We start from the raw sequence: 23922 nt of genomic DNA, 5'->3' as shown, positions 1-23922 counted from the left end.
GTGTTCAGCCACCGGTCATGTTCATGAAGCGAACAACCTGGACTTCGTCGTTCACTTCGAAATTGTGTCGATAAGGCTTGAGTTTCATGGCCTCGATGATGGCTTTCTCCAGGCGTTCGGGCTGCCCCGGATGGCTGCGCAATACGGCCTTCAGATCCACGGAATGCTCATTGCCCAGGCACAGCAGCAGGCGACCTTCCACGGTCAGCCGCACCCGGTTGCAGGTGCCACAGAAGTTGTGGCTGTGGGGCGAAATGAACCCCAGGCGAATCTGCGGCGCTTCGGCCAGGCGCCAGTAGCGCGACGGACCCTGGGTCGACTCGGCGGAATCAATCAGAGTGTAGCGTTCGGCGATCTTTTCACGGACCTCGGCGCTGGAATAAAACGATTCGGCGCGGCTGTGTTCGTGGATCGTGCCCAAGGGCATTTCTTCGATGAAGGAAATGTCGAGGTTGCGGTCGATGGCGAAGCTCACCAGATCGTTGATCTCGTGATCGTTGCGGCCCTTCATCACTACGCAGTTGAGCTTTGTGTTGCGGAAACCGGCCTGGTTGGCGGCGTCGATGCCCTTGATGACCTGCGCCAGATCACCGGTGCGGGTCAGCTCGCGAAAGCGTTGCGGGTCCAGGCAGTCGAGGCTGATGTTGAGGCGCTTGACTCCGGCGTCGAACAAGGGCTGCGCCAGTTTGGCCAACTGCGAGCCGTTGGTGGTCATGCACAACTCCCGCAGGCCGGGCAGGGCGGCGATCTTTTCGCACAACTGCACCACGCCCGGACGGATCAGCGGCTCGCCCCCGGTCAGGCGGATCTTGCGGGTGCCCAGTGCGACAAAGCTTTGTGCGACTTGGTAAATCTCTTCCAGGGTCAGCACCCGTTGTCGCGGCAGAAATTGCATGTCTTCGGCCATGCAATACACGCAGCGAAAATCGCAGCGGTCGGTGACCGACATCCGCAGATAATCCACGCGCCGGGAGAATCCATCGATCAAGACTCGTTCTGACATGACACCCTCGCTTGGCGCTTTTTGTACGAATATTCCGTCATTAACGGACTTGTTGAGCGCAGGCTAAGAGCAACTTGTCGGAGCGTCCAATCACTATTAATAACCGGCTGATCGACCGTGTCTATGAGGTCATTAATAGCGTTTACACAATATTTATTCGCCGTTCATATTCTTTCTCCGTCATCGAACAAACACCTGAATCAGGTCAACGCCTGTGTGCATTGTCACGAAGAAGTATTGCGCCTTGGGTGGCTGGTGATGATCTGGCTGGGCAGTGTGGTTGCATTGGGTGTGGTGGCGGGGGCATTGCGGATGTTGATGCAGGCGGCCGGGATGAGTTCGCACTGACAACGTTGAACCTGTAGGAGCACGGCTTGCCGGCGATAGCGACCTCAAGTGCCCCATCGCCGGCAAGCCGTGCTCCTACGAAAAGCAATCAACCCGGAACCCCATGACAGGGCTCCGGGTTTTTGTGTTTTTACTGAGCGCCAAACATCGCCGTCCAGTAAATTCCCGCATCACTCTTCGGATCAACCGCATACGCCGCACCCAAATCGCGAAATTGCGGGTTCATCAGATTCGCGCAGTGGCCGGGGCTGGCCAGCCAGCCGTCGACCACTTTGCGTACGCTGTCCTGGCCGGCGGCGATGTTCTCGCCAATCTGCTGGAAGTCGTAGCCTGCCAGCTCCGCGCGGTCGCCCGGCGTGCGGCCATCACGGTCCTTGTGATCGAAATAGTTGTTGTTGGCCATGCTGCGCGACTGGGTTTCGGCGGCGGTCGCCAGCGTGGCGTTCCAGGTCAGTGGCGTGGTCGCGTTGAAGGCTTGAGTGCCGCACTGGCGCGGTTTGCTTCGTGCGGCGTTCAGCTCGATCAACAGCTTCTGGCCTTCAGTCTGCCAATCGCCCAGGCGTGCGCTCAGCAGTGGCCGGGCCACCACGATGCGCCATTGGTTGTCCTGGCGGCTGACGCCGACATCGACGAATTGCGGGTCGAGCACGATCTGGCAAAAACTCTCCTGAATCGCTTTCATCGCCGAGGGTGCATCGCGCGGTCCGGCCAGGCTGATCGCTTGCACGTTCTTCATCGGATAACCGGCGGTGGCCATGGCCTGCTGCAGATTGCCGATGCTGGCGGCGGACAGAACCAGTCGTGGGTCGGCCGCCAGCGGTGGCAGCTCCGACGAGACCTGGTCGGCGCAGCGTTGCAACTGGCTGCGGTAGACGTTGATCGATTCGATCAGTTGCGACTCGTCGCTGGCCAGCGCCGTGGCGGCAAACGACAGACCCAGTGACAACCCGGCAAGGCGCAGAGTGGATGACAGGGACAGGAAATGCATGGAAATCCTCCTTGAGCTGACTGCGCCCATGATGCTTGAAATTACCCCCTCGCAGGCAATGCATTTTTACGGGACGTGGCACCGTGTGTGCAATCATTTCACTACTACAATGAAGCAACACTGCCCATTGAGTTATCCGACCATGCGCTGCAACTGGATAGCAACCTGCCTCGTCCTGACACTCCTCGCCGCCCCGGCATTCGCCACCGACCAGGAGCAGAAACAGAAAGTCGCTGAAGACAAGGCCGAGGTGCTGGAGCAAAAGGCTGCGCAAAACAACAGCCCAGCACCTGCGCCCAAGTCTGAAGCCATCACCCAGCCTGAAGTCCAGGCCGTGGACCCGGCGGGCAAAGCGCCGCTGGATGACGCCATCACGTGCCTCGCCCGTTCGATCTACTGGGAAGCCAAAGGCAAGGATTCGGCCGACATGGAAGCGGTGGCCAACGTGGTCATGAACCGTCTCGGTCACGAAGGTTTTCCCGACACCGTCTGCGGCGTGGTCAAGCAGGGTTCGGAAACCAAGAGCTGCCAGTTTTCCTGGTGGTGCGACGGGCGTCCGGACTCGGTGCAGGAAGAAGTGCAGTATTCAATGGCCAAGGAAATTGCGCGCAAGGCGCTGAACAAGCAATTGCCGGATCGCACGAAAGGCGCGCTGTATTTTCATGACCGCACGGTGAAACCGGATTGGGCCAAGGAGTACACCAATACGGCGAACATCGGCTTGTTCAAGTTCTACAAGCCGATAGGCGGGGATGCGAAGTAGTCGCTGTTAGGCGGGAAAATCCTGGGTGATTTATCCAGACCACCGAAACTGCAATATTTCTGTTCTACAAGCTTCATGACGCAGCAAGGGTCAACAACGTCATGAGCGGAAACAGAACATGAAGCAGGCGTGGTTTTTCAACAGCATCAAGGCTTCGTTCGATGCGTCCTCCAGGCTGAACGCCTCGTGACGGTTCTTGTCACCGGCGCTGCCGGTTTCATCGGCTTTCATTCGGCCAGGCGCTTGTGCCTGGACGGTCATGATGTGGTCGGGATCGACAACCTCAACGACTACTACGACGTAGCGCTCAAGCAGGCGCGGCTCAAGGAACTTGCGTCCTTGCCGGGCTTTCGCTTCCTGAACATGGACATCGTCGACAAACCGGCATTGCTGGAATTGTTCCGGTCGCAGCACTTTACCGAGGTGGTACATCTGGCCGCCCAGGCGGGTGTGCGTTACTCGCTGGACCACCCGGATGTCTATGCCCAATCGAACCTGGTGGGTTTCCTCAATGTGCTGGAAGCTTGTCGGCATTATCGTCCCGAGCATTTGATCTACGCCTCCAGCAGTTCGGTGTACGGCAGCAACAGCAAAATGCCGTTCAGCGTCGAAGACCCTGTCGATCACCCTGTTTCGCTGTACGCGGCCACCAAGCGCGCCAATGAATTGCTGGCCCACAGTTATTGCCACCTGTACGGCCTCAAGGCCAGTGGCCTGCGCTTTTTTACCGTCTACGGACCTTGGGGGCGACCGGACATGGCGCCGTTCAAATTCACCGAGGCGATCCTCAAAGGCCTGCCGATTGACGTATACAACCAGGGCGAAATGGCGCGGGACTTCACCTACATCGACGACATCGTCGAAAGCATTGCACGTCTACGCACGCGCCCGTCCGGCGAGGGCATCAATCGACTGTTCAACATCGGTCGCGGCGAGCCCATGGCGCTGCTGGATTTTATCGAGTGCCTGGAATCGGCATTGGGCAGGCAGGTCCGGCGCAACTTCATGCCGTTGCAGGACGGCGATGTGGTCAAGACCTGGGCCGATTTTTCGGCGCTGCAAGCGTGGGTCGGTTTCCGCCCGCAGGTGTCGGTGGAAACCGGCGTCGGGGAGTTCGTGAAGTGGTATCGGCAGTTTTATCAGGCATGAAGCGTTCGCCTCTGAAAACGCAGCAACCAAAAGGCGAGGGGGACTCCATGCGCCAGGACATTTTTGTATCGGTACTGATTCCAGCAAAAAACGAAGCGAACAACCTCAAGCCATTGCTTGAGGAAATTCGCGTGGCATTGGCCGAAGAGGCCTACGAGATCATCGTCGTCGACGATGGCAGCACCGATGCGACCTTGCACGAACTGCGGCAGATCAGAAATAACGGCCTGACTGCCTTGCGCATCCTGCATCACGAGCGTTCGCTGGGGCAGAGCACCTCGCTCTATCACGCAGCACGCGAAGCTCGGGGACAATGGCTGGCCACGCTCGACGGCGACGGGCAAAACGACCCGGCGGACATTCCCGGCATGCTGGCGCTGGTGCGCAGCGAACGTGCAAACGCCGATGTGCAATTGGTGGCCGGCCACCGCACCAACCGCCGCGATACCGCCAGCAAGCGCTGGGCCTCGCGTTTCGCCAACGGCCTGCGTAGCCGCTTGCTCAAGGACGCGACGCCGGACACCGGCTGCGGCTTGAAGCTGATCGAGCGCGCCGCCTTCTTGCGCCTGCCGTACTTCGACCACATGCACCGCTACATTCCGGCATTGATCCAGCGCCACAACGGCCGAATGATCGTCCACCCGGTCAACCATCGCCCGCGCACGGCGGGGGTGTCCAAGTACGGCAACCTCGACCGCGCGCTGGTGGGCATTCTCGACCTGATCGGCGTCTGGTGGCTGATCAAGCGCACGCGTCTGAACACCCACGCCCAGGAGCTCGAAGGATGATCATGACCCGCGAAGCCTTGTGGCTGGTGATCGGTTTTGCCGGACAGATCGCGTTTACCGGTCGATTCGTCTTGCAATGGCTGTACAGCGAATACAAAAAGCGCAGCGTGATTCCGGTGAGCTTCTGGTACTTGAGCATTGTCGGCAGCACGTTGCTGTTCGCCTACGCCATTTACCGCCAGGACCCGGTGTTCATTGCCGGGCAGGCGTTTGGCTCCATCGTCTACTTGCGCAATCTGCAATTGATCAAAAAAAGCAAAGACCTCAAGGAATAAGTCATGCGCAGATCGCTGTCGCCCAGGGTCGAGTGCCTGGGTCTGATGCTGCTTGCTTTAGTGTTGATCGGCGCAGGGCTGGGCTTGCGTTCGGCGCAGAACGTCGATGAAGAACGTTTCCTCGGCGTGGCGCTGGAAATGCTGCACAACGGTTCGTGGCTGATTCCCCATCGGGCCGGGGAAATCTACGGCGACAAGCCGCCGATCTTTATGTGGACCGTGGCGTTTTTCGTCTGGCTGACCGGCATGCCCAACATCGCGCTCTACATTCCGGGGCTGTTTTCGGCGGTGACGGTCACGGCGATGGTCTACGACCTGGGTCGCAGGCTATGGAATCAACGCATCGGCCGCATTGCAGCGCTGCTGTACCTGGCGACTTACCAGACCTACAGCATCCTGCGCACCGGGCAGATCGACAGCTTTTTGATTCTGTTCACCACGCTGGGCCTGTACGGATTGGCGCGTCATCTGCTGCTCGGACCGGCCTGGCGCTGGTTCTATGTGGGATGCGCGGCGATGGGCATCGGCGTGATCACCAAAGGCGTGGGTTTTCTTCCGGCGTTGATGCTGATCCCGTATGCCTACGCGGTGCGCAAGGGCTGGCCCGGTGTGGCGGCGATGCCGGGTGAGGCGCGCAAATGGCTACTCGGGTTTGCAGTCATGTTGGCCGCCATTGCGATCTGGCTATTGCCCCTGGCCTTGTCCATCGCCCTCAATGGCACGGCAGATGAAATCGCCTATGCCCGGGAAATCCTCCTGCGTCAGACGGCCGGACGCTACGCCGCCGCTTGGCACCATCGCGAACCGTTCTGGTACTTCTTCACCAACGTCATTCCGCAATACTGGCTGCCCTTGGTACTGGTGCTGCCATGGCTGGTGCCGGCCTGGCGCCAACAGCTGCAAAAACGCGACGGCCGCGTGTTGGTGCTGCTCGGTTGGGTGGCGTTGGTGGTGCTGTTTTTCTGCATCAGCAGCGGCAAGCGCAAGTTGTACATCTACCCGGCGCTGCCAGGACTGGTGCTGGTGGCCGCACCGCTGGTGCCGTGGTTGTTGCGGCGTTGGTTCCGTCAGCGACCGCGTTTTCGGCGCGCGTTTCCGGCGCTGGTCGCGACCTGGTTCGTGCTGTGGTTTGCCCGGGGTTTTGTCGAACCGGTCAGGGACGGTATCAACCCCAATCTAACGCTCATGGCGCAGGCCAATAGCATGACTCACGGCGCTGATCTGGTGCTGGTCAACTGGAGCGAAGGGCACTGGTTGTTTGCTCGGCAGCCGATCGTGCATTTCGGCATGCTTGATTCCACCGTTGAGCGGGCGGCGCAATGGTTGCGTGAGCATCCGAAGGATTACGCGTTGGTGCCGGATGAGGTGCTGGGGCGGTGTTTCAAACCTGAGGCGGCGCGCGAACTCGGGGAAAACTCGCGGGCGCAATGGTCGATTGTCGGGGCTGATGCGGATAACGGCCAGTGTCATCCAGGGCCGGCGCCAACGGTCTATCGGTTCAACAGCGCGTCATTTGCTGCGCATTGATCAGGGCTTGAGGGTTCCATTCTGGTGCTTTACGCGCATCGGGATGGAACCGGTCGATTCGCGAGGGTCGCATACTCCTTTTTAAAATCAACGAGATAAACGCAAGTCGGTGTGCCGCCACACGCATGGCACGTACATTGCTGGGCCTCTCATGCGCCTTTTCAGGTGCTGTAAATCCGGGACGACCCGGAGGCCTCCCGGCTTTGTGGGATCTGGACGACCAGGTGACATTTTGACTAATCATCAGGAGGTTACTAATGGCGCCCATGCCTCGAATCACCCCTCATTCAGCCTTCAAGTCGCTGCCCCTTGTGGACATTCGCGGGCTGTTTTCGACGAACCCGGATGATCGGGCCGAAGCAGCTGCCGCTCTGGGGGACGCCGCCTCGCAAGCGGGGTTTCTCTACGTGACCGGGCACGGTATCGATCCGCAGGTTATCAACGCTCTGAAGCAGCGAGCGGCGGAATATTTCGCACAGTCGCTCGAACAGAAGATGCAGGATTACATCGGGTATTCGAGTAATCACAGCGGTTACGTACCCGAGGGAGAGGAGCAGTTCGTCGAGGGCAGCATCGACCACAAAGAAGCGTTCGATGTCGGTTTCGATTACCAGTTGCCCCAAGGCCGTCGGCCGATGCTGGGTGCCAATCGCTGGCCAGCGTTGCCGGGGTTCAAGCAAGACATCAAGGCTTACTACGACGCGGTGTTCAGCCTCAGCCTCACGCTTTTTCGCGGTTTCGCACTGGCACTGGGGTTGCCGGAAGATGCCATCAGCCAATACGTCAAACAGCCGCCGAGCCAGCTCCGGTTGATTCACTATCCCTTCTCGCCGCAGGTACCGACAGATCGCCCCGGCATCGGTGCGCACACGGATTATGAGTGCTTCACCATTCTGCTGCCGACGGCTCCGGGCCTGGAAGTACTGAACGGAGCAGGGCAGTGGATCGACGTGCCGTTGGTGGACGGGGCATTTGTCATCAACATTGGCGACATGCTGGAAGTGCTGAGCAATGGCCGGTACGTCGCGACTTCCCACCGGGTTCGCAAAGTCGCCCAGGAGCGTTTTTCGTTCCCGATGTTCTGTGCCTGTGATTACGACACGGTCATTGAACCCATCGCACAGCTGCTCGATGCGGCAACGCCCGGTCGTTATGGTCCGCTCGTTTGTGGTGATCATCTGTATGCGCAAACCTTGCAGACATTTCGCTACCTCAAGCAGCGGTTGGCCAGTGGTGAACTGAGCTTGCCGGACGGCGCGAAGGGCTTGTCTTCTTTCGGTCGAGCCGCCAACGCGATGGAGGTTTGACATGCACCTCTCAGAACTTGTCGCACGGTTCGCGCAACAGCCTGCTCACGGCGTTCCAGAGTGGATGCTGGGTTTCTACAAGCGCCGGGCGATCAGCTTCGCCGATGGCCTGACCGATACCCAAACCCACGTGTGCTGGTTTCAAAGCCGCAACTTCACCATTGATTTGCGTCTGCCGCTTGAACACCAGCAAGTGCCCGTCAAGCCGCTGGCAGCCTGTAACGTTGAAGAGTTGCAGCAACTGGCCAATTACGAAGGCTGGGAAGCCTTGTGTGTCTGGGAAGGCGACACCCTGAGTTGGCATACCGATACGTCCTTTCAGGTGCATAACCGTTGGCCCGAACCCGGGGTGTTGAAGCGTATCGGCAATTGCATGATCGAGTTCGCGCCCAGTGGTGCGTATGTCGAAGACTGGCGCCTGCAATCGTCTACGCCGGGTGTTTTGATCGGTTTGCGTCTGGTGGAGGACAGGGAGCTGGAGAGTGGTGTCGTGCACCATCGTGGTGGCGGCCTGATCGTCTGTGGAGATTACGCGGCGATGGTGCTGGGCCGGGCACAGCCGCTGGAGAGTGAACAGAAGGGGACGATGCTCCGGGATCTGGTCGCGCGCTTGGGTGATGATCCGCACTGGCTGAGCCGCGCGTTCAACTTTGAAACCTCTGTCGCCGAAGGCTCTTTGGTCGATGGCTACCACGTAACCCTCTCTACCTGCGCCGCGCGCGTCAGCCAGCCGCTGATGCCTCTGGACGGTTTCGATTGGCTGGCTGATGGCGTCCACGTCAGCCAACGGTTGCAGGTCGATGGCATTGCCCGTGAGCGGGTGTTTGCCATCGATACGCTGGAACCCCTTGTCCATTACGCGCAAGCCACCGGGTTCAACGGTGGTGCGGCGCAATGGTATGAGCGTGAAGCCCCAACGTTGAGCCGTTACACCCGGCCAGTCGTTTGAACCCAACGTGTCACCCTATTCATTACCCGTGAGGTTTCCATGAAGGCATTCTCGTGCGTTTTTTTCCGTTTCACCGCTGTGTTGCTGGCGTTGTCGTGTCTTGCTTTCGGCGCATCTGCCGCTGAGAAAAAGCAGGAGTTCAAGGTCGCCTGGTCGATCTACTCCGGCTGGATGCCGTGGGGCTATGCCAGCGAACACGGGATCATCGACAAGTGGGCAAGAAAGTACGGCATCAAAATCGAACTGGTTCAGCTCAATGACTACATCGAATCGATCAACCAGTACGCCGCCGGCGCATTCGATGCCTGCGGCATGACCAACATGGATGCGTTGACCATCCCGAGCGCCAACGGTGTCGATACCACCGGATTGATCCTGGGGGATTACTCCAACGGCAACGATGCCATCGTCCTCAAACACGGCAAGACCTTCGCCGATATCAAGGGCCAGCAAGTCAATCTGGTGGAGCTGTCGGTGTCCGACTACCTGATGTCCAGGGCTTTGGATATTCATGGTCTGAGCCAGCGTGACATCAAGATCATGAACACCTCCGACGCTGATGCCGTGGCTTCATTCTCCACTACTGGCGTCACTGCGGCCGCGCTGTGGAATCCACAGTTGAGCATGGTGATGAAGCAGTCACCCACGGCGACTCAAGTCTTTACCTCCAAAGAAATACCGGGGGAAATCATCGACATGATGGCGGTCAACACCGAGACGCTGGAGGCCAATCCTGAGTTGGGCAAGGCGTTGGTGGGCGCGTGGTTCGAAACCTTGCAATTGATGTCCGGCGACAATGGACAGGCGGTCGCCGCACGCACTTCAATGGCCGAGCGCTCGGGTACTGACCTGAAGGGTTACGAAGATCAACTCACTCAGACCATGCTCTTCTACACACCCGCCACGGCTTTTGAGTTTGCCAATTCCGATGCTATCCGTCACACCATGGACAAGGTTCGTACGTTCTCTTTCGCCAAGGGTTTACTTGGCCAGGCAGCCACCAGCGCCGATGCGGTGGGCATGCAGTTTGCCGATGGTTCGACCCTGGGTGACAAGAACAACATCAAACTGCGATTCGACACGCGGTTTGTGAACATGGCAATGACCAACAAGCTCTGATTGGGCATCGATTGCGTGGCGTATAGTGCAGGAACTTTGGCGCAAAAATTGCCATGCCACGTTTAAGGTCATTAGCAATGCACCACATCGGCCTCATCGTTTACCCCGGTTTCCAGGTCCTGGGCCTGGCCATGTGCGCCACGTTCGAACTGGCGAACACTGCCGCTGACGAGCCGGTGTACAGCATCGAACTGCTGTCCGAAACCGGTGGCCAGGTGCAAACCTCCGCCGGGTTCTCGGTGCAAACCACGGCATTCGACCAGCGTCCGTTCGACACGCTGCTGGTCATGGGCGACAACCTGATCCGTCCGGTATCGGCGGGCATGGTGGAATTTTTGCGTGGTGCCAGTCAGGGCACCCGACGTCTGGGATCGATCTGCACCGGCGCCATTGCCCTGGCCGAGGCCGGGTTACTCGATGGCCGACGGGCGACCACTCACTGGTGTCATGCCGCGTCGTTGCAGCGGGATTATCCGAAGGTGAAGGTCGAGGAGGATCGGATTTTCATCAACGACGGCCACATCTGGACGGCCGCCGGCATGAGCGCCTGTGTCGATCTGGCGCTGGCGCTGGTGGAGATGGATCTGGGCGCCGAGGTCGCGCGGCGGGTGGCGCGACAGTTGGTGGTATATCACCGCCGGGCGGGTGGGCAGTCGCAGTTTTCAGTGATGCTGGAGCTGGAACCCAAGACCGATCGCATTCAGGCGGCACTGACCTACGCCAAGCAAAACCTCAAGTCCGCACTATCGGTGGAGGAGTTGGCCAATGCCGCCAATCTCAGTCCACGTCAGTTCAGTCGGGTGTTCCACGCAGAAACCGGTCAATCGCCGGCCAAGGCCATCGAGAGCCTGCGGGTAGAGTCCGCGCGGTTGATGATGGAAACCGGTCGCCATTCCATTGATGTGGTAGCCACCGACACCGGTTTTGGTGATCGGGAGCGCATGCGCCGGGCGTTTATCCGCGCATTCGGGCAGCCGCCACAGGTGATTCAGCGCGCTAATCGAGGGTGATGGCCTAAAAGGTGGTGTATACGACATTTAAGACTAAATATTATTGCCGTAATCTTGATTTCGTTGAAGCCCATTTCCTCAATGAGATCGCCGCCATGACCCTCGTAAAAGCCGCCGCCGTCCAAATCAGCCCCGTGCTATACAGCCGTGAAGGCACTGTGAATAAAGTCGTGGAGAAGATCCTCGAACTCGGCGAACAAGGTGTGCAGTTCGCCGTGTTTCCGGAAACCATCGTGCCGTACTACCCGTATTTCTCGTTCGTGCAATCGCCGTTCGAAATGGGCGCCGAGCACTACAAGTTGCTGGATCAGGCGGTGACCGTGCCGTCGGATGCCACTGACGCCATCGGTGCCGCCGCCAAACAGGCCGGCATGGTCGTGTCCATCGGCGTCAACGAACGCGATGGCGGCACGCTGTACAACGCGCAGTTGCTGTTCGATGCCGACGGCACCCTGAACCAGCATCGCCGCAAGATTTCCCCGACTTACCACGAACGCATGATCTGGGGCATGGGCGACGGTTCGGGCCTGCGCGCCACCGACAGCGCGGTAGGGCGCATCGGGCAACTGGCGTGCTGGGAGCATTACAACCCGCTGGCCCGTTACGCATTGATGGCCGATGGCGAACAGATCCACGCCTCAATGTATCCGGGTTCGTTTGCCGGTCCGCTGTTCACCTCGCAAATGGAAGTCAACATTCGCCAACATGCGCTGGAAGCCGCCTGCTTCGTGGTCAACTCCACCGCCTGGCTTAACCCGGAGCAACAGGCGCAGATCATGGCCGACACCGGTTGCCCGATCGGCCCGATCTCCGGAGGTTGCTACACCGCGATCATCAGCCCCGATGGCGTGGTACTGGGCGCGTTGACCGAAGGTGAAGGCGAGGTGATCGTCGACCTCGACATGGGCCTGATCGACAAGCGCAAGCGCATGATGGATTCGCGCGGTCACTACAGCCGTCCAGAATTGCTGAGTCTGCTGATCGATCGCACGCCGCATTCCCATGTGCATGAGCGTGGTGCGCATCCGAAGTTGAAGGCAGTCGAATCGATGGACGAAGTTAACGGCTGATACGGCAGAAGCGGGGCCCGGTGTCATATCGGGCCCTCATTTCAGAGGCGTAATTGTCAGTTAATATTTCCACAGCTAGACTCTCGCTTCATGAAACGCTACCTGCGGTTTTGCCTCATTTTCCTGATCAGTCTCGCGCTTCCCCTCAGCGGAATGGCGGGTGTTCAGGCACCTGCGCAACCGTGCCCGATGAAAACCATGGGCATGTCGATGATGGGTGATATGGGCGAGGACTGCTGCCAGGACATGAGCACTCCGTCCGACCACGGCAAGCCCTGCAAACCCGGTCAGGAGTGCAAGACCGGTGGCATGTTGCAAGTCTCCATCGCCAAACCTCCCGTGACCTTGTTCAGCCCGATCATCGCCACCCTCTTTGTCGATGTAATGCCTGTCCCGACCCCGTCCGGGGTATGGCGACCCCCTCGCACCTGATTCCTGTCCCTCTTTGAGCCCCGTTCCGCCTTCGCGGAATGGCGTTGCTGCGCGCTTGTAAAAGCGCGCGGTGGATCATTACAGGAATTTCAGAGATGAACTCCACGTGCTTTCGCACGGGGTGGCCGCTGATGGCTGCCCTGGCGGCGAGCGTATTGGCCTTGCCGTGCGTTGCTGCCCCGTTGACCCTTGATGAAGCCTTGCGCCTGGCGGATGACAGTGCGCCGTCATTGACCGCCCAGTCGGAAAAACTCGAGGCGGCCAGAAGCGCCGCGATTCCTGCCGGTGAGTTGCCCGATCCGAAACTGTTGTTGGGCGTGCAGAATTTTCCGGTGGGAGGTCCTGATCGAGGAACGCTGGATCACGATTTCATGACCATGCAAATGGTCGGCGTGACGCAGGAAATGCCCAATGGCGATAAACGTCGGGCGCGTACCGAAGTGGCAGACGCCGCCGTCGATCTGGCTGCCGCGCAAGGCCGCCTCGAACGCTTGAATGTACGGCAATCCACGGCGCTGGCCTGGATCGGCAGCTATTCAGTGGCGCTGAAACAGGCGCTGTTCCAGGAGTTTTACCGCGAGAACAGCTTGCTGGCCGCGACCGTTCGCGCGCAGATCGCCAGCGGTCGTGCGCAGCCCGCCGACGCAGTCACGCCGAGACAGGAAGCGGCGCAACTGGACGAGCAACAGGACCAATTGATCCTTCAGCGCACCCAGGCCCGAGCGGCGCTCAAGCGCTGGATCGGTCCTGTTGCCAACGAGCAACCCACCGGTAACTGGCCGCAATGGCCGATCGATACATCGGGTTATGCGCACAAGCTTGAGCACCATCCGCAGTTGGCGGCGTTTGTACCAATGACCCGCGAAGCGCGGGCCAGGATCCGTGAAGCCGAAGCCGATAAAAAATCCGATTGGAGTTGGGAACTCGATTACCAGAAACGCGGGCGTGAGTTTGGCGACATGGTCAGCGTGCAATTCACCTTTGACTTGCCGTTGTTCCCCGAGACCCGACAAAACCCGAAGATCGCCGCCAGGCGCTCCGAGCTCAATCAACTTGAGGCCGAGCGTGAGGCGTTGGTGCGTGAGCACAGCGAGCAACTGGAAGCGCAATTGGCCGACTACCAGCGGCTGGAACGGGCAGTACGTCGCACCCAAGAGAGCCTGTTGCCGCTCGCCAAGGAAAAGGCCGAGTTGACCCTGGCCAGCTACCGCGCGGGCAAAAGTGACGTGTCGGCGGTCATCGCCGCCCGGCGCGAATGGATCGAAGCGCGCCTGAAACAGATAGACGTCAACGAACAGAAAGCACTGACCGGCGCCCGGTTGTATTTCGCCTATGGGGAGGCTGGCCAATGAGTATTTTCAAGCGTGTGTTATCGGTCGTTTGCCTGCTTGGGGTGGGTGGTTTTGGCGGTTACTGGCTCGTCCGCCCGCCGGCATCTGTCGATCAAAGCGTCAAGGCCAGCGACGAACGCAAAGTGCTGTACTGGTACGACCCGATGGTCCCGCAACAGAAGTTCGACAAACCCGGCAAATCGCCTTTCATGGAGATGGAACTGGTGCCGCGCTACGCCGATGGGGGCGCAGAAACTGCCTCGGTACAGATCGATCCGGGCATGACGCAGAACATCGGGCTCAGGCTGGCGACGGTCACTCGGGGCCCACTGTCTTCGAGCCTCGATGCGGTGGGCCTGCTGGCCTACAACGAGCGGGATATTGCGGTCGTTCAGACGCGCACGGCGGGTTTCGTCGAACGGGTCTATGACCGTGCACCGGACGATGTGCTCAAGGCCGGTTCACCCTTGGCGGACATACTGGTGCCTGATTGGGCGGCGGCTCAGGAGGAGTTCCTGGCGCTCAAACGCATCGGCGATGCAGGTCTGCTGGACGCGGCACGCCAGCGCCTGCGTTTGATCGGCATGCCCGAGGCCATCGTCGGCCGGGTTGAACGCACGGGCAAAGTGCAGCTCAATCAGACCGTCACCACCCCCATTGCCGGTGCCTTGCAGGTGTTGAATGTGCGGGCCGGCATGACCCTGGCCGCCGGCGAAACCCTGGCGCGGGTCAATGGGCTCGACAGTGTCTGGCTGAGTGTCGCGGTGCCGGAAGCGGTGGCTGGTTCGATCCGGCTCGGGCAAACCGTCGAGGCCCGGCTGCTGACGACGCCGGACGCAGTCCTTCACGGCACGATCAGTGCGATTCTGCCGCAGACCAATCCCGACAGCCGTACGGTCAGCGTGCGGGTTGAATTGCTCAATCCTGATGGACGCTTGCGGCCTGGCCTTACGGCGCAGGTGCGGCTGGAGAGTAGTGCTGGAAAAAGCGTGTTGCAGGTGCCGAGCGAGGCGTTGATTCGCACCGGCAAACGGGTGTTGGTGATGCTGGCCGAAGAGGGTGGGCGCTACCGTCCGGTCGAGGTGCAGGCCGGTGCGGAAAGTTCTGGCCGGACCGCTGTGTTGAAGGGACTGGAGGAGGGGCAGCAGGTCGTCACGTCCGGGCAGTTCCTGCTCGACTCCGAAGCCAGCCTCAAAGGTATCGTCGCCCAACCTCTGGAAATCTCCGGAGGCCGGCCATGATTGCCGCATTGATTCGCTGGTCCGTGGGCAATCGCTTTCTGGTGCTGCTGGCGACGCTGTTCGTCACGGCATGGGGCATTTGGTCGGTGCAGGGCACGCCGGTCGATGCACTGCCGGATCTTTCCGATGTGCAGGTGATCATTCGCACACCCTATGCCGGCCAGGCACCGCAGATTGTCGAAAACCAGGTGACCTATCCATTGGCGACCACCATGTTGTCGGTGCCAGGCGCGAAAACCGTGCGCGGTTATTCCTTCTTCGGCGACAGCTTTGTGTACGTGCTGTTCGAGGATGGCACCGATGTGTATTGGGCGCGCTCGCGGGTGCTGGAATATCTGAGCCAGGTCCAGAGTCGCTTGCCGGCCAGTGCCAAACCGGCGCTGGGGCCGGATGCGACTGGAGTGGGCTGGATCTTCCAGTACGCGCTGGTGGATCGCAGCGGACGGCATGACCTGGCGCAACTGCGAGCCTTGCAGGACTGGTTTCTCAAATTCGAACTCAAGACCCTGCCCAACGTCGCGGAAGTGGCTACCGTCGGCGGCATGGTCAAGCAATATCAGGTCCAGCCTGACCCGCTGAAACTGGCCAGTCTGGGAATCACTCAGGCCCAGGTCACTGAAGCGATCAGCAAGGCCAATCAGGAAACCGGCGGCGCGGTGCTGGAAATGGCCGAGACCGAGTACATCGTGCGCGCATCCGGCTACTTGAAGACCCTTGACGATTTCCGCGCCATTCCTCTGAAACTGGGCGTGGGCAATGTGCCCGTGACCCTCGGTGATGTGGCGACCATTCAGCAGGGACCGGAAATGCGCCGTGGCCTCGCTGAACTCGACGGTGAGGGCGAGGCCGTTGGCGGCGTGGTGATCCTGCGCAGTGGCAAGAATGCCCGGCAAACCATTGCAGCGGTCAAGGCCCGGCTCGATGAACTCAAAAGCAGCCTGCCGGCCGGGGTCGAGATCGTCACCACGTACGATCGCAGCAAACTGATCGATCGCGCCGTGGAAAACCTCAGCCACAAACTGGTCGAAGAGTTCATCGTGGTCGCGCTGGTCTGCGGGATCTTTCTCTGGCACCTGCGTTCGGCGCTGGTGGCGATTATTTCGCTGCCGATCGGCGTTTTGATCGCATTTATTGTGATGCGCCATCAGGGGATCAACGCCAACATCATGTCTCTGGGCGGGATCGCGATTGCGATTGGCGCGATGGTCGATGCCGCCGTAGTGATGATCGAGAACGCGCACAAAAAAATCGAAGCCTGGCACGCCGCGCATCCTGGCGAAGTGCTCAAGGGTGAAAAGCACTGGCAAGTCATGATCGATGCAGCAATCGAGGTGGGGCCTGCGCTGTTTTTCTGCCTGTTGATCATCACCCTGTCGTTCATCCCGGTGTTCACCCTGGAGGCACAGGAGGGACGGCTGTTCGGTCCGCTGGCGTTCACCAAGACCTATGCCATGGCGGCTGCGGCGGGGTTGTCGGTGACGTTGGTGCCGGTGCTGATGGGCTACTGGATTCGCGGCCGGATTCCCGATGAACAACGCAATCCATTGAATCGCGGTTTGATCAGGTTGTATCGCCCGGCGCTGGACGCGGTATTGCGTCGGCCGAAAATCACCTTGTTAGCAGCATTGCTGGTGTTTCTCAGCGCGGGTTTTCCGATGTCGCGGCTTGGAGGTGAGTTTCTGCCGCCGCTGGACGAAGGTGATCTGCTTTACATGCCCTCGGCGCTGCCGGGGTTGTCGGTACAGAAAGCTGCGCAGTTGCTGCAACAGACCGACCGGCTGATCAAAACGGTGCCGGAAGTCGAGCATGTGTTCGGCAAGGCCGGCCGCGCCGAAACCGCGACCGACCCGGCCCCGCTGGAGATGTTTGAAACTACCATCCAATTCAAATCCCACGACCAGTGGCGTCCGGGACTGACCCCGGAAAAACTCGTGGAAGAACTGGACCGGGTGGTTCGCGTACCAGGCTTGACCAACATCTGGATTCCGCCGATCCGCAATCGCATCGACATGCTCGCCACGGGCATCAAAAGCCCGATCGGGGTGAAGGTGGCCGGAAGCGACCTGGCTCAGATCGACGCTGTTACGCAAGGGGTCGAACGCGTCGCCAAAGGTGTACCGGGCGTGAGTTCCGCGCTGGCCGAACGCTTGACGGGCGGGCGCTACATCGATGTGGACATCGACCGCCAGGCCGCCGCCCGCTATGGACTGAACATCGCCGATGTGCAGTCGATCGTGGCCGGTGCGATCGGCGGTGAAACCGTGGGTGAGACCATCGAAGGCCGCGCACGATTCCCTATCAATGTGCGTTATCCGCGGGAGTGGCGTGACTCGCTCGGCGGGCTGGAACAACTGCCGATTTACACCCCGCGAGGTAGTCAGATCACCTTGGGTACGGTGGCGAAAGTCAGGGTTACGGATGGCCCGCCGATGCTCAAGAGCGAAAATGCACGTCCGTCCGGCTGGGTGTACATCGACGTGCGGGGGCGGGACATCGCGTCGGTGGTCGCGGACTTGCGTCAGACTGTGAGCGAGCAGGTCCAGTTGCAACCCGGCATGAGCCTGAGTTACTCCGGCCAGTTCGAGTTTCTGGAGCGGGCCAACGCGCGCCTCAAATTGGTAGTGCCTGCCACGTTGCTGATTATTTTTGTGCTGCTGTACCTGACGTTCGCCCGTTTTGACGAAGCCTTGCTGATCATGGCGACGCTGCCGTTCGCCCTCGCTGGAGGCGCCTGGTTCCTTTACTGGCTGGGATACAACCTGTCGGTGGCTACTGGCGTCGGTTTCATTGCGCTGGCGGGGGTGTCCGCCGAGTTTGGCGTGATCATGCTGTTGTATCTGAAAAACGCCTGGACCGAGCGCATCGAGGCTGGCGACTCCACCGAGTCCGGCCTGATGGCGGCGATTAGTCAAGGCGCGGTGCAGCGTGTTCGCCCCAAAGCCATGACTGTGGCGGTGATCATCGCCGGCCTGTTGCCCATTCTGCTGGGCAGCGGCACCGGTAGCGAAGTCATGAGCCGCATCGCCGCGCCCATGGTCGGCGGCATGATCACCGCGCCGTTGCTCTCGCTGTTTGTCATTCCGTCGGCGTATCGCTTGATGCGCCGCCGCCAATTCTCTACACCCACCTCAAACACCCAAGGAAGCGCCCAATGAAACTGACTCTGATCGCACTCACCAGCAGCCTGATTGCACTGTCTTTCGTCGCTCAGGCTGAAGAGATGCCCGGCATGAAAATGGACGCAATGACCATGGACGCCAAACCGATAGAACAGCCATCGGCAACGGCGCTTGTGGCCGATGCTTCGGGAACCATCAAGGCCATCGACAGCACCCGGCAAAAGGTCACCATCGCCCACGGCGCCGTGCCTGCGCTGCAGTGGCCGCCGATGACCATGGGGTTCAGGGCAACAGAGGCTCAGTTGGCCGCGTTGAAGGTGGGGGATAAGGTGAACTTCAAGTTTCAGCAGCAGGGAGCGGCGGCGACAATCGTATCCATTGATGTAGCGAAGTAGAAAAAACGGCGGTGCGAATTGACTTCGCACCGCCGTTGTCTTGCCATCTCGGTCAGGTGTTTCAGCTGTGACTGCGACGCCAGAAGAACCGCGCCAGCAACGCATCAAGGCTGAACTTGCCAGGCCCCGCGAACACCAGTGGAACCAGCGCGGCAAGGTAAATCAGCGGCAACTTGAAGTTGCCGTAGCCCTTGTTGGTGATCGAGTAACCCTGGGCCAATTCGCTCAAGCTCGACCAGTCGGCCGGCCAGTGCACGGCGGCGGTAGCGACGATGGTGACCACGATCAGGCTGATCGCCGAAAACCGCGTGGCCAGGCCCACCAAGATGAAGAGGGCGCAGATCAGTTCCACCCACATCGACAGCTCCCAGTTCAACGTGGCCGGCAGGTGGTTGAACGGAAACAGGAAGCGATCCTGAATGTCGGCGAACCAGTTTTCGCCGTTGAATTTCTCAAGGCCCGACTCGAAAAACTCCCAAGCGAGGAACACCCGCAAGGTCAGTGGCGCGATCCAGTTGCCGGCGCGGTCAAGGTTCAGGTGCAGGCCTTTGACGGCCGTTGAAATGGAAGTGCTCATGGACGTTGGTCTCCTTCAAGTCAGGGATGTCGGGCAGCGGGGTGCCCGTTTAGCGACAAGTGAATTTCATCAGACGGGTGTATCTGCGATGTGTCGCCAATGGCGGGGATTGAAGGCCGGTTGTGTCAGGGGCGGGTGTGTACACACTTTGATACGTAGCGACACTGCCTATCCCTGTGGGAGCGAGCTTGCTCGCGATAGCGGTCTTACAGTCAACATTGATTTCGCCTGATCGGGCCTCATCGCGAGCAAGCTCGCTCCCACAGGGTTCACCGGTGGTTCTGAAATTGAGTGCGGTCTTTCGTTAATTCGTCGAATTGGATCTTTTACCCGGGCTCGCTCATTCGTATCTTCCGCACTTTGGCGCATTTGCGTCTGGGGCTGGGGAACGGGAATGAATTTCACATGGCGCAGGAAAACCGTCGAACACACCATCGAGCAGCCAGCGCCGGCGCCGGTGATCGTCAACAGCGTGAATGACGCCCAACTGGCCGCACGCAAGGCCGAGCTGCGCGACCGTGATTTTTTCCGCGGCCTGGCGCAGCACTTGCTCACTTGCGGTAACTCGCTGGCGCCGGTCAGTGAATCATTCTCGATGCTCAACCAGCGCCTCAAGCTCAACCATCAGCGGGCGGAAACCGTGGCCAGCTCGGCCATCAGCAACCGCGAGCAGGTCAGTCATCTGCAAGAACAATCGCGGGTTATGGCCGCCGGGTTGGAGGCGCTGGAGGAGGTGATCACGCACCTGGTAGGCCGCGCCAGTGAGATCGACCGCATCGTCGACCTGATCAGCGACATCGCACGCAAGACCAACCTGCTGGCGCTCAATGCCGCCATCGAAGCGGCGCGTGCCGGTGACACCGGGCGCGGCTTTGCGGTGGTGGCCGGTGAAGTGCGGCTGCTGGCGGAAAAAACCGCTGAGGCGACCCGGGAAATCGTCAAGGAAACCTCGGCCATCCAGCAGGAAATCAGCCAGGCCAAACAGGCGATTTCGCAACAGAGCCAGGTCTCCAATGCTTTTGGCGCGGTGATCGACAAAACCGCCGAGGCCATGGCCGGCATGTACGGCGAAGCGCAGCAGATGCAGCGGGAAATCGATCAGTCGCACCTGCTGTCCAACGTCGAACTGGCCAACCTGCAAGAGCTGACGCTCAAGGTGACGGTCTATGATCGCTTGCTCAACCCCAAGCCGCATTCAGCGCTGATCTTGCCGGATGAAACCGAGTGCCTGTTCGGCCAGTGGTACTACGGCGAGCAGAACCAGACCCAACAACGCGACGCGGATTTCCGGCGCATGGAAGTGCCTCATCAAATGGTTCACAGCAGCGGTCAGGCCGCGTTGGAGGCCCATGCCCGAGGTGAACTGGAAGAGGCACTGAAGCAGGTCGGGCAGATGGAGGAGGCGAATGCCGCCGTGATGCGCACGGTCAAGGGGCTGCTGCATTCGCGCCTGCAATCGGCGGTCTGAACCGGGGACGCCTTGGGGCGGATGACGCTCGCGGACTTTTGCTATACATTTTCCGCCCGCCCATTGCATGGTGAAACCGCTTCATGTCTCTCGCGCTCGAACGTCTAGTCGCTGGCACGCCGATCCCTTTCGCCGGTAATCGTGTCACTGTGGTCAGCCCCGAACTGGCGGCACGCTTCCAGCCCGGAGACCACCTGCTGGTGGAACAGGTCAGCGGCGAATTGTTGCTGATTCCGGTGGCCGACCAGCAGGCGGCCGCAGTGGCTATCGAGCGCGCCGAAGCGGCGTTTGGTGCGATGTCGGCAGTGTCGGATCAAGCGATCAGCCATTTCTTCGATCTGTTCGCTCAACGCCTGGAAACTGCGGATTGCTGGGCCTTGATCGAAGCGGCCAACCAGGCCGACATCGAACGAGCCAAGGCCCGAGGCCGGTCGACCACGCGCTTGCTGGCCGATGAGCGCATGCGTGGTGACATGATCGCCGGCCTGCGCGCCTGGCGCGACGCGTCTGCCTCGCGTGGCAAGGTGATCAGTTGCGTCGAGCACGACGGCTGGAAAGTCGAGCAAGTGGTGTCGCCACTGGGCATTGTCGCGTTTGTCTTTGAAGGCCGGCCGAATGTCTTCGCCGATGCCGCTGGCGTGTTGCGCACCGGCAATACGGCCGTGCTGCGTATCGGCAGCGACGCGTTGGGCACCGCCCAAGCCATTGTCAGCCATGCACTGAACCCGGCGCTCGCCGCTGCCGGATTGCCGAATGGCGCGGTGTCGCTGGTGGAAAGCGTCAACCATGCCGCCGGTTGGGCGATGTTCGCCGACCGGCGTCTCTCGCTGGCCGTAGCCCGTGGTTCGGGTCGCGCCGTCAGCCAGTTGGGCAGTATCGCGCAACAGGCCGGCACCGCCGTCAGCCTGCACGGCACCGGTGGCGCCTGGCTGATCGCTGATACCGACGCCGATGCCACCCGCTTCGCCACCGTGGTGCGCAACTCCCTCGACCGCAAAGTCTGCAATACCTTGAACGTCTGCCTGATCCACCGTGATCGCGCAGCGGAACTGGTGCCGCTGTTTCTCGATGCATTGCAACAGGCTGGCAAGGCGCGCGGCCAGGGCTGCAAGTTGCACATCGTCGAAGGCAGCGAGTCATTCCTGCCCGCTGATTGGCAAAACGCAACCGTCGAGGTCTACCGCGCCGAAGGCTACCAGACCGAAGCACTGGCCGAACCGCTACCCGAAGATCAACTGGGCCGCGAGTGGGAATGGGAAGAAACCCCGGAAGTCAGCCTGAAAATCGTCGACGACCTGGACAGCGCCATCGCCTTGTTCAATCGCTACAGTCCGCAGTTCACTGTGTCGTTGATCAGTGAAAACGCGGCGACCCAGGAGCGTTTCTACAACGCGGTCAACGCACCCTTCGTCGGCAACGGCATTACCCGTTGGGTCGACGGCCAGTACGCACTCAACAAGCCCGAACTGGGCCTGTCGAACTGGGAGAGCGGGCGCCTGTTCGCACGCAGCGCAATTCTCTCCGGTGATGGCGTGTTCACCATCCGCAGCCGCATGACCCAGGTCGATCTGGGTGTCAAACGCTAAGGCCTTCCTTGCGAGCAGGCTCGCTCCAACAATGGTTATCTGGAAGACATAAAAAAGACCTGCTCTTATTAGGAGCAGGCCCTTTAATCAATAAGTCGTTAACGACTCATTTCAATTAGTAGAACCGATCAATCACCCGAACTTCGTTGTTGTTCTGCATCGAGCCCCACGCCTGTTTCAGCGTTTGCAGAACATTACCGATGAAGTCCTTGTCGGCCGCGGCTTTCTTGCCGACATAGCCGTGGCCGCGACGATACATCTTCAGTCGGGCCAGCAGGTTCTGGTTGTTCTGGTCGAACTCCGCTTCATGGGCATGCGGCGACAGGCAGTCGATATGAACCTGGCCCGACTTGCTGATCCACAGGATATGGCTGTCGTGGCTGTCTTTTTGCGCCGCGAACATACGAGCCAGTTCTTCGATAGTAGGTTGATTGTTCAGATTCATGATAAAGCCCCCTTGACCATTTGGTGATCTTTCAAAGTTGATTCGCTAATACAAGTAGCCCATCGGTTAGTTGATCCCTGGCACCGAAACCAGGACGTCAGCAGTCGTCCGTCGAAATCGACGAGTCCCGCGTCTGTTGCATGTAGTCGTGTTGAATAACTGCTACGCAATAGCGTCACAACGAAGAGAAGCGGCGATAACCTGTTGGCCCCTGCCGACGTTTTCAGGGTCGGCCACAAGCTTCATGAGGACGGATCGCCAGCGCTTCTCGCCCTTGTACTGGACGTTCAGGCCAGGTCAGCTTCTTCAATCTGCCTTGTGGGCAGCGTGTATCCGGAAAAAACAGCTCGGCGGTCAGACGAGCTTGCTCAAGCGTGTTGCGTGTACTCCCGATCGGGGAGACATCTGCATCATGCAAGGGCAAATCGAAGGCGTCAACGGTTTTGTAGTGATTATTTTAAGGCACTACATATTGTCTGACAAAGCTGTCTGGAATTAAGAAAAGGGGTGGAAAGCGCAGGTCAGGACGACAGCGGCGAAACCTCAAAGCGGTAGAGCGTGCAGGGATGACCCTTGATTCTCTGCTGATGCAAGGTGAATCCGCTGGAGCTGAGCCCCGGCATCACGGTGGCCCAGAACTGTCGCGCTGGCGTGTTCGCATCGAGATGGAAAATTTGCCATTGACCGGGGAATTGGCTCAAGAGGGTGGAAACGACAATTTTTGCGACACCTTGGCCACGAAAGCGTCGACTCACAAACAGGTAGCCCATGTTGAATTGGGCACCGGGCAGATGAGTGTCGTCATCTACGGTCACGAAACCGGCCAGTTCGCCGTCGACCCGGATCAAAAAAGCCCGGGTCGTGGGATTTCGCCAATAGTCGGTCAGGGGCTGGATACTGAAAAAACCATGTTCACCCAACTTCAGCGGCAACCATTCACTGAAGTCATAGGTATAGAACTGCATCAGGCTTTCAATGGTTTCCAGTTCATCGCGCTGTGCGGCGTGCAGCTCAATCAAGGACATGCTGGCT

General features: G+C 59.7%; 21 protein-coding genes and 3 pseudogenes. 19 read left to right on the top strand and 5 right to left on the bottom strand.

The genetic code is table 11. The features are described from left to right. Positions 1 to 4: 4 nt before the first annotated feature. Positions 5 to 1003, bottom strand: coding sequence for a GTP 3',8-cyclase MoaA (moaA, locus tag ACM110_RS07355; RefSeq protein WP_416127235.1), 999 nt, complete (start codon positions 1001 to 1003; stop codon positions 5 to 7). Between the two features lie 240 nt (positions 1004 to 1243). Here moaA and ACM110_RS07350 point away from each other — a divergent pair. Next, positions 1244 to 1351 (top strand): annotated as a pseudogene (locus ACM110_RS07350) (DUF2474 domain-containing protein); the annotation flags it as partial. 130 nt (positions 1352 to 1481) lie between these two features. Here ACM110_RS07350 and ACM110_RS07345 read toward each other — a convergent pair. After that, complete coding sequence (locus ACM110_RS07345) at positions 1482 to 2339, bottom strand: CAP domain-containing protein (RefSeq protein WP_416127234.1); 858 nt, start codon at positions 2337 to 2339, stop codon at positions 1482 to 1484. 142 nt (positions 2340 to 2481) lie between these two features. Here ACM110_RS07345 and ACM110_RS07340 point away from each other — a divergent pair, with 142 nt between their 5' ends. From ACM110_RS07340 to ACM110_RS07270, 15 genes and pseudogenes are all read left to right on the top strand, one after another. Continuing rightward, the gene (locus tag ACM110_RS07340) at positions 2482 to 3102 is read left to right on the top strand and encodes a cell wall hydrolase (protein WP_416127233.1); all 621 of its coding nucleotides are present in this window, start codon (positions 2482 to 2484) and stop codon (positions 3100 to 3102) included. A 186-nt stretch (positions 3103 to 3288) separates the two neighbouring features. Further along, complete coding sequence (locus tag ACM110_RS07335; protein WP_416127232.1) at positions 3289 to 4251, top strand: NAD-dependent epimerase/dehydratase family protein; 963 nt, start codon at positions 3289 to 3291, stop codon at positions 4249 to 4251. Positions 4252 to 4298: 47 nt separating this feature from the next. After that, complete coding sequence (locus ACM110_RS07330) at positions 4299 to 5039, top strand: glycosyltransferase family 2 protein (RefSeq protein ID WP_416127231.1); 741 nt, start codon at positions 4299 to 4301, stop codon at positions 5037 to 5039. Further along, entirely contained in the window at positions 5036 to 5314 is a 279-nt protein-coding gene (locus ACM110_RS07325) for a lipid-A-disaccharide synthase N-terminal domain-containing protein (protein ID WP_338586357.1), read from the top strand. The genes ACM110_RS07330 and ACM110_RS07325 overlap by 4 nt, the downstream gene beginning before the upstream one ends. Positions 5315 to 5317: 3 nt before the next feature. Beyond that, positions 5318 to 6841 carry an ArnT family glycosyltransferase gene (locus tag ACM110_RS07320; RefSeq protein WP_416127230.1) on the top strand — a complete coding sequence of 508 codons (1524 nt, stop codon included), beginning with the start codon at positions 5318 to 5320 and terminating at the stop codon, positions 6839 to 6841. A 257-nt stretch (positions 6842 to 7098) separates the two neighbouring features. Then, positions 7099 to 8148 carry an isopenicillin N synthase family dioxygenase gene (locus tag ACM110_RS07315; RefSeq protein ID WP_416127229.1) on the top strand — a complete coding sequence of 350 codons (1050 nt, stop codon included), beginning with the start codon at positions 7099 to 7101 and terminating at the stop codon, positions 8146 to 8148. A 1-nt stretch (position 8149) separates the two neighbouring features. Beyond that, a complete protein-coding gene (locus ACM110_RS07310; protein ID WP_416127228.1) occupies positions 8150 to 9097 on the top strand; it encodes a hypothetical protein in 948 nt (315 codons plus the stop codon). A 39-nt stretch (positions 9098 to 9136) separates the two neighbouring features. Further along, positions 9137 to 10216, top strand: coding sequence for a putative urea ABC transporter substrate-binding protein (locus ACM110_RS07305; RefSeq protein ID WP_416127227.1), 1080 nt, complete (start codon positions 9137 to 9139; stop codon positions 10214 to 10216). A 77-nt stretch (positions 10217 to 10293) separates the two neighbouring features. After that, the gene (locus ACM110_RS07300) at positions 10294 to 11226 is read left to right on the top strand and encodes a GlxA family transcriptional regulator (RefSeq protein WP_416127226.1); all 933 of its coding nucleotides are present in this window, start codon (positions 10294 to 10296) and stop codon (positions 11224 to 11226) included. A gap of 95 nt (positions 11227 to 11321) precedes the next feature. Next, positions 11322 to 12296 carry a nitrilase-related carbon-nitrogen hydrolase gene (locus tag ACM110_RS07295; protein WP_416127225.1) on the top strand — a complete coding sequence of 325 codons (975 nt, stop codon included), beginning with the start codon at positions 11322 to 11324 and terminating at the stop codon, positions 12294 to 12296. A 90-nt stretch (positions 12297 to 12386) separates the two neighbouring features. Then, entirely contained in the window at positions 12387 to 12728 is a 342-nt protein-coding gene (locus tag ACM110_RS07290; RefSeq protein WP_416127224.1) for a hypothetical protein, read from the top strand. A 95-nt stretch (positions 12729 to 12823) separates the two neighbouring features. Then, on the top strand, positions 12824 to 14080 hold the full coding sequence (locus ACM110_RS07285) for a TolC family protein (RefSeq protein WP_416127223.1): 1257 nt from the start codon (positions 12824 to 12826) through the stop codon (positions 14078 to 14080). After that, positions 14077 to 15285, top strand: a pseudogene (locus ACM110_RS07280) (efflux RND transporter periplasmic adaptor subunit); the annotation flags it as partial. The gene ACM110_RS07285 and the pseudogene ACM110_RS07280, both read left to right, overlap by 4 nt. An 11-nt stretch (positions 15286 to 15296) precedes the next feature. Continuing rightward, on the top strand, positions 15297 to 18455 hold the full coding sequence (locus tag ACM110_RS07275; RefSeq protein WP_416127222.1) for an efflux RND transporter permease subunit: 3159 nt from the start codon (positions 15297 to 15299) through the stop codon (positions 18453 to 18455). Then, the gene (locus tag ACM110_RS07270) at positions 18452 to 18814 is read left to right on the top strand and encodes a copper-binding protein (RefSeq protein WP_416127221.1); all 363 of its coding nucleotides are present in this window, start codon (positions 18452 to 18454) and stop codon (positions 18812 to 18814) included. Before ACM110_RS07275 ends, ACM110_RS07270 begins: the two co-directional genes overlap by 4 nt. A gap of 61 nt (positions 18815 to 18875) precedes the next feature. Here the strand turns inward: ACM110_RS07270 and ACM110_RS07265 are convergent, their stop codons facing one another. Beyond that, the gene (locus ACM110_RS07265) at positions 18876 to 19391 is read right to left on the bottom strand and encodes a DoxX family protein (RefSeq protein WP_416127220.1); all 516 of its coding nucleotides are present in this window, start codon (positions 19389 to 19391) and stop codon (positions 18876 to 18878) included. A gap of 394 nt (positions 19392 to 19785) precedes the next feature. Between ACM110_RS07265 and ACM110_RS07260 the strand changes: the two are divergent. The 3 genes and pseudogenes from ACM110_RS07260 to ACM110_RS07250 all read left to right on the top strand — a co-directional run. Next, positions 19786 to 20436: pseudogene (locus ACM110_RS07260) on the top strand (methyl-accepting chemotaxis protein); the annotation flags it as partial. Positions 20437 to 20442: 6 nt separating this feature from the next. Beyond that, on the top strand, positions 20443 to 20859 hold the full coding sequence (locus tag ACM110_RS07255; RefSeq protein ID WP_416127297.1) for a CZB domain-containing protein: 417 nt from the start codon (positions 20443 to 20445) through the stop codon (positions 20857 to 20859). An 83-nt stretch (positions 20860 to 20942) separates the two neighbouring features. Continuing rightward, positions 20943 to 22445 carry an aldehyde dehydrogenase family protein gene (locus tag ACM110_RS07250; protein WP_416127219.1) on the top strand — a complete coding sequence of 501 codons (1503 nt, stop codon included), beginning with the start codon at positions 20943 to 20945 and terminating at the stop codon, positions 22443 to 22445. Positions 22446 to 22560: 115 nt separating this feature from the next. Here ACM110_RS07250 and ACM110_RS07245 read toward each other — a convergent pair whose 3' ends face one another. Further along, complete coding sequence (locus ACM110_RS07245) at positions 22561 to 22890, bottom strand: hypothetical protein (RefSeq protein ID WP_416127218.1); 330 nt, start codon at positions 22888 to 22890, stop codon at positions 22561 to 22563. A gap of 521 nt (positions 22891 to 23411) precedes the next feature. Further along, positions 23412 to 23915 carry a GNAT family N-acetyltransferase gene (locus ACM110_RS07240; RefSeq protein WP_416127217.1) on the bottom strand — a complete coding sequence of 168 codons (504 nt, stop codon included), beginning with the start codon at positions 23913 to 23915 and terminating at the stop codon, positions 23412 to 23414. Positions 23916 to 23922: the final 7 nt, after the last annotated feature.

The organism is Pseudomonas sp. NFX98 (genome assembly GCF_047784845.1).
Taxonomy (GTDB): domain Bacteria; phylum Pseudomonadota; class Gammaproteobacteria; order Pseudomonadales; family Pseudomonadaceae; genus Aquipseudomonas.
This window is presented reverse-complemented; position numbering and strand designations above follow the sequence as displayed.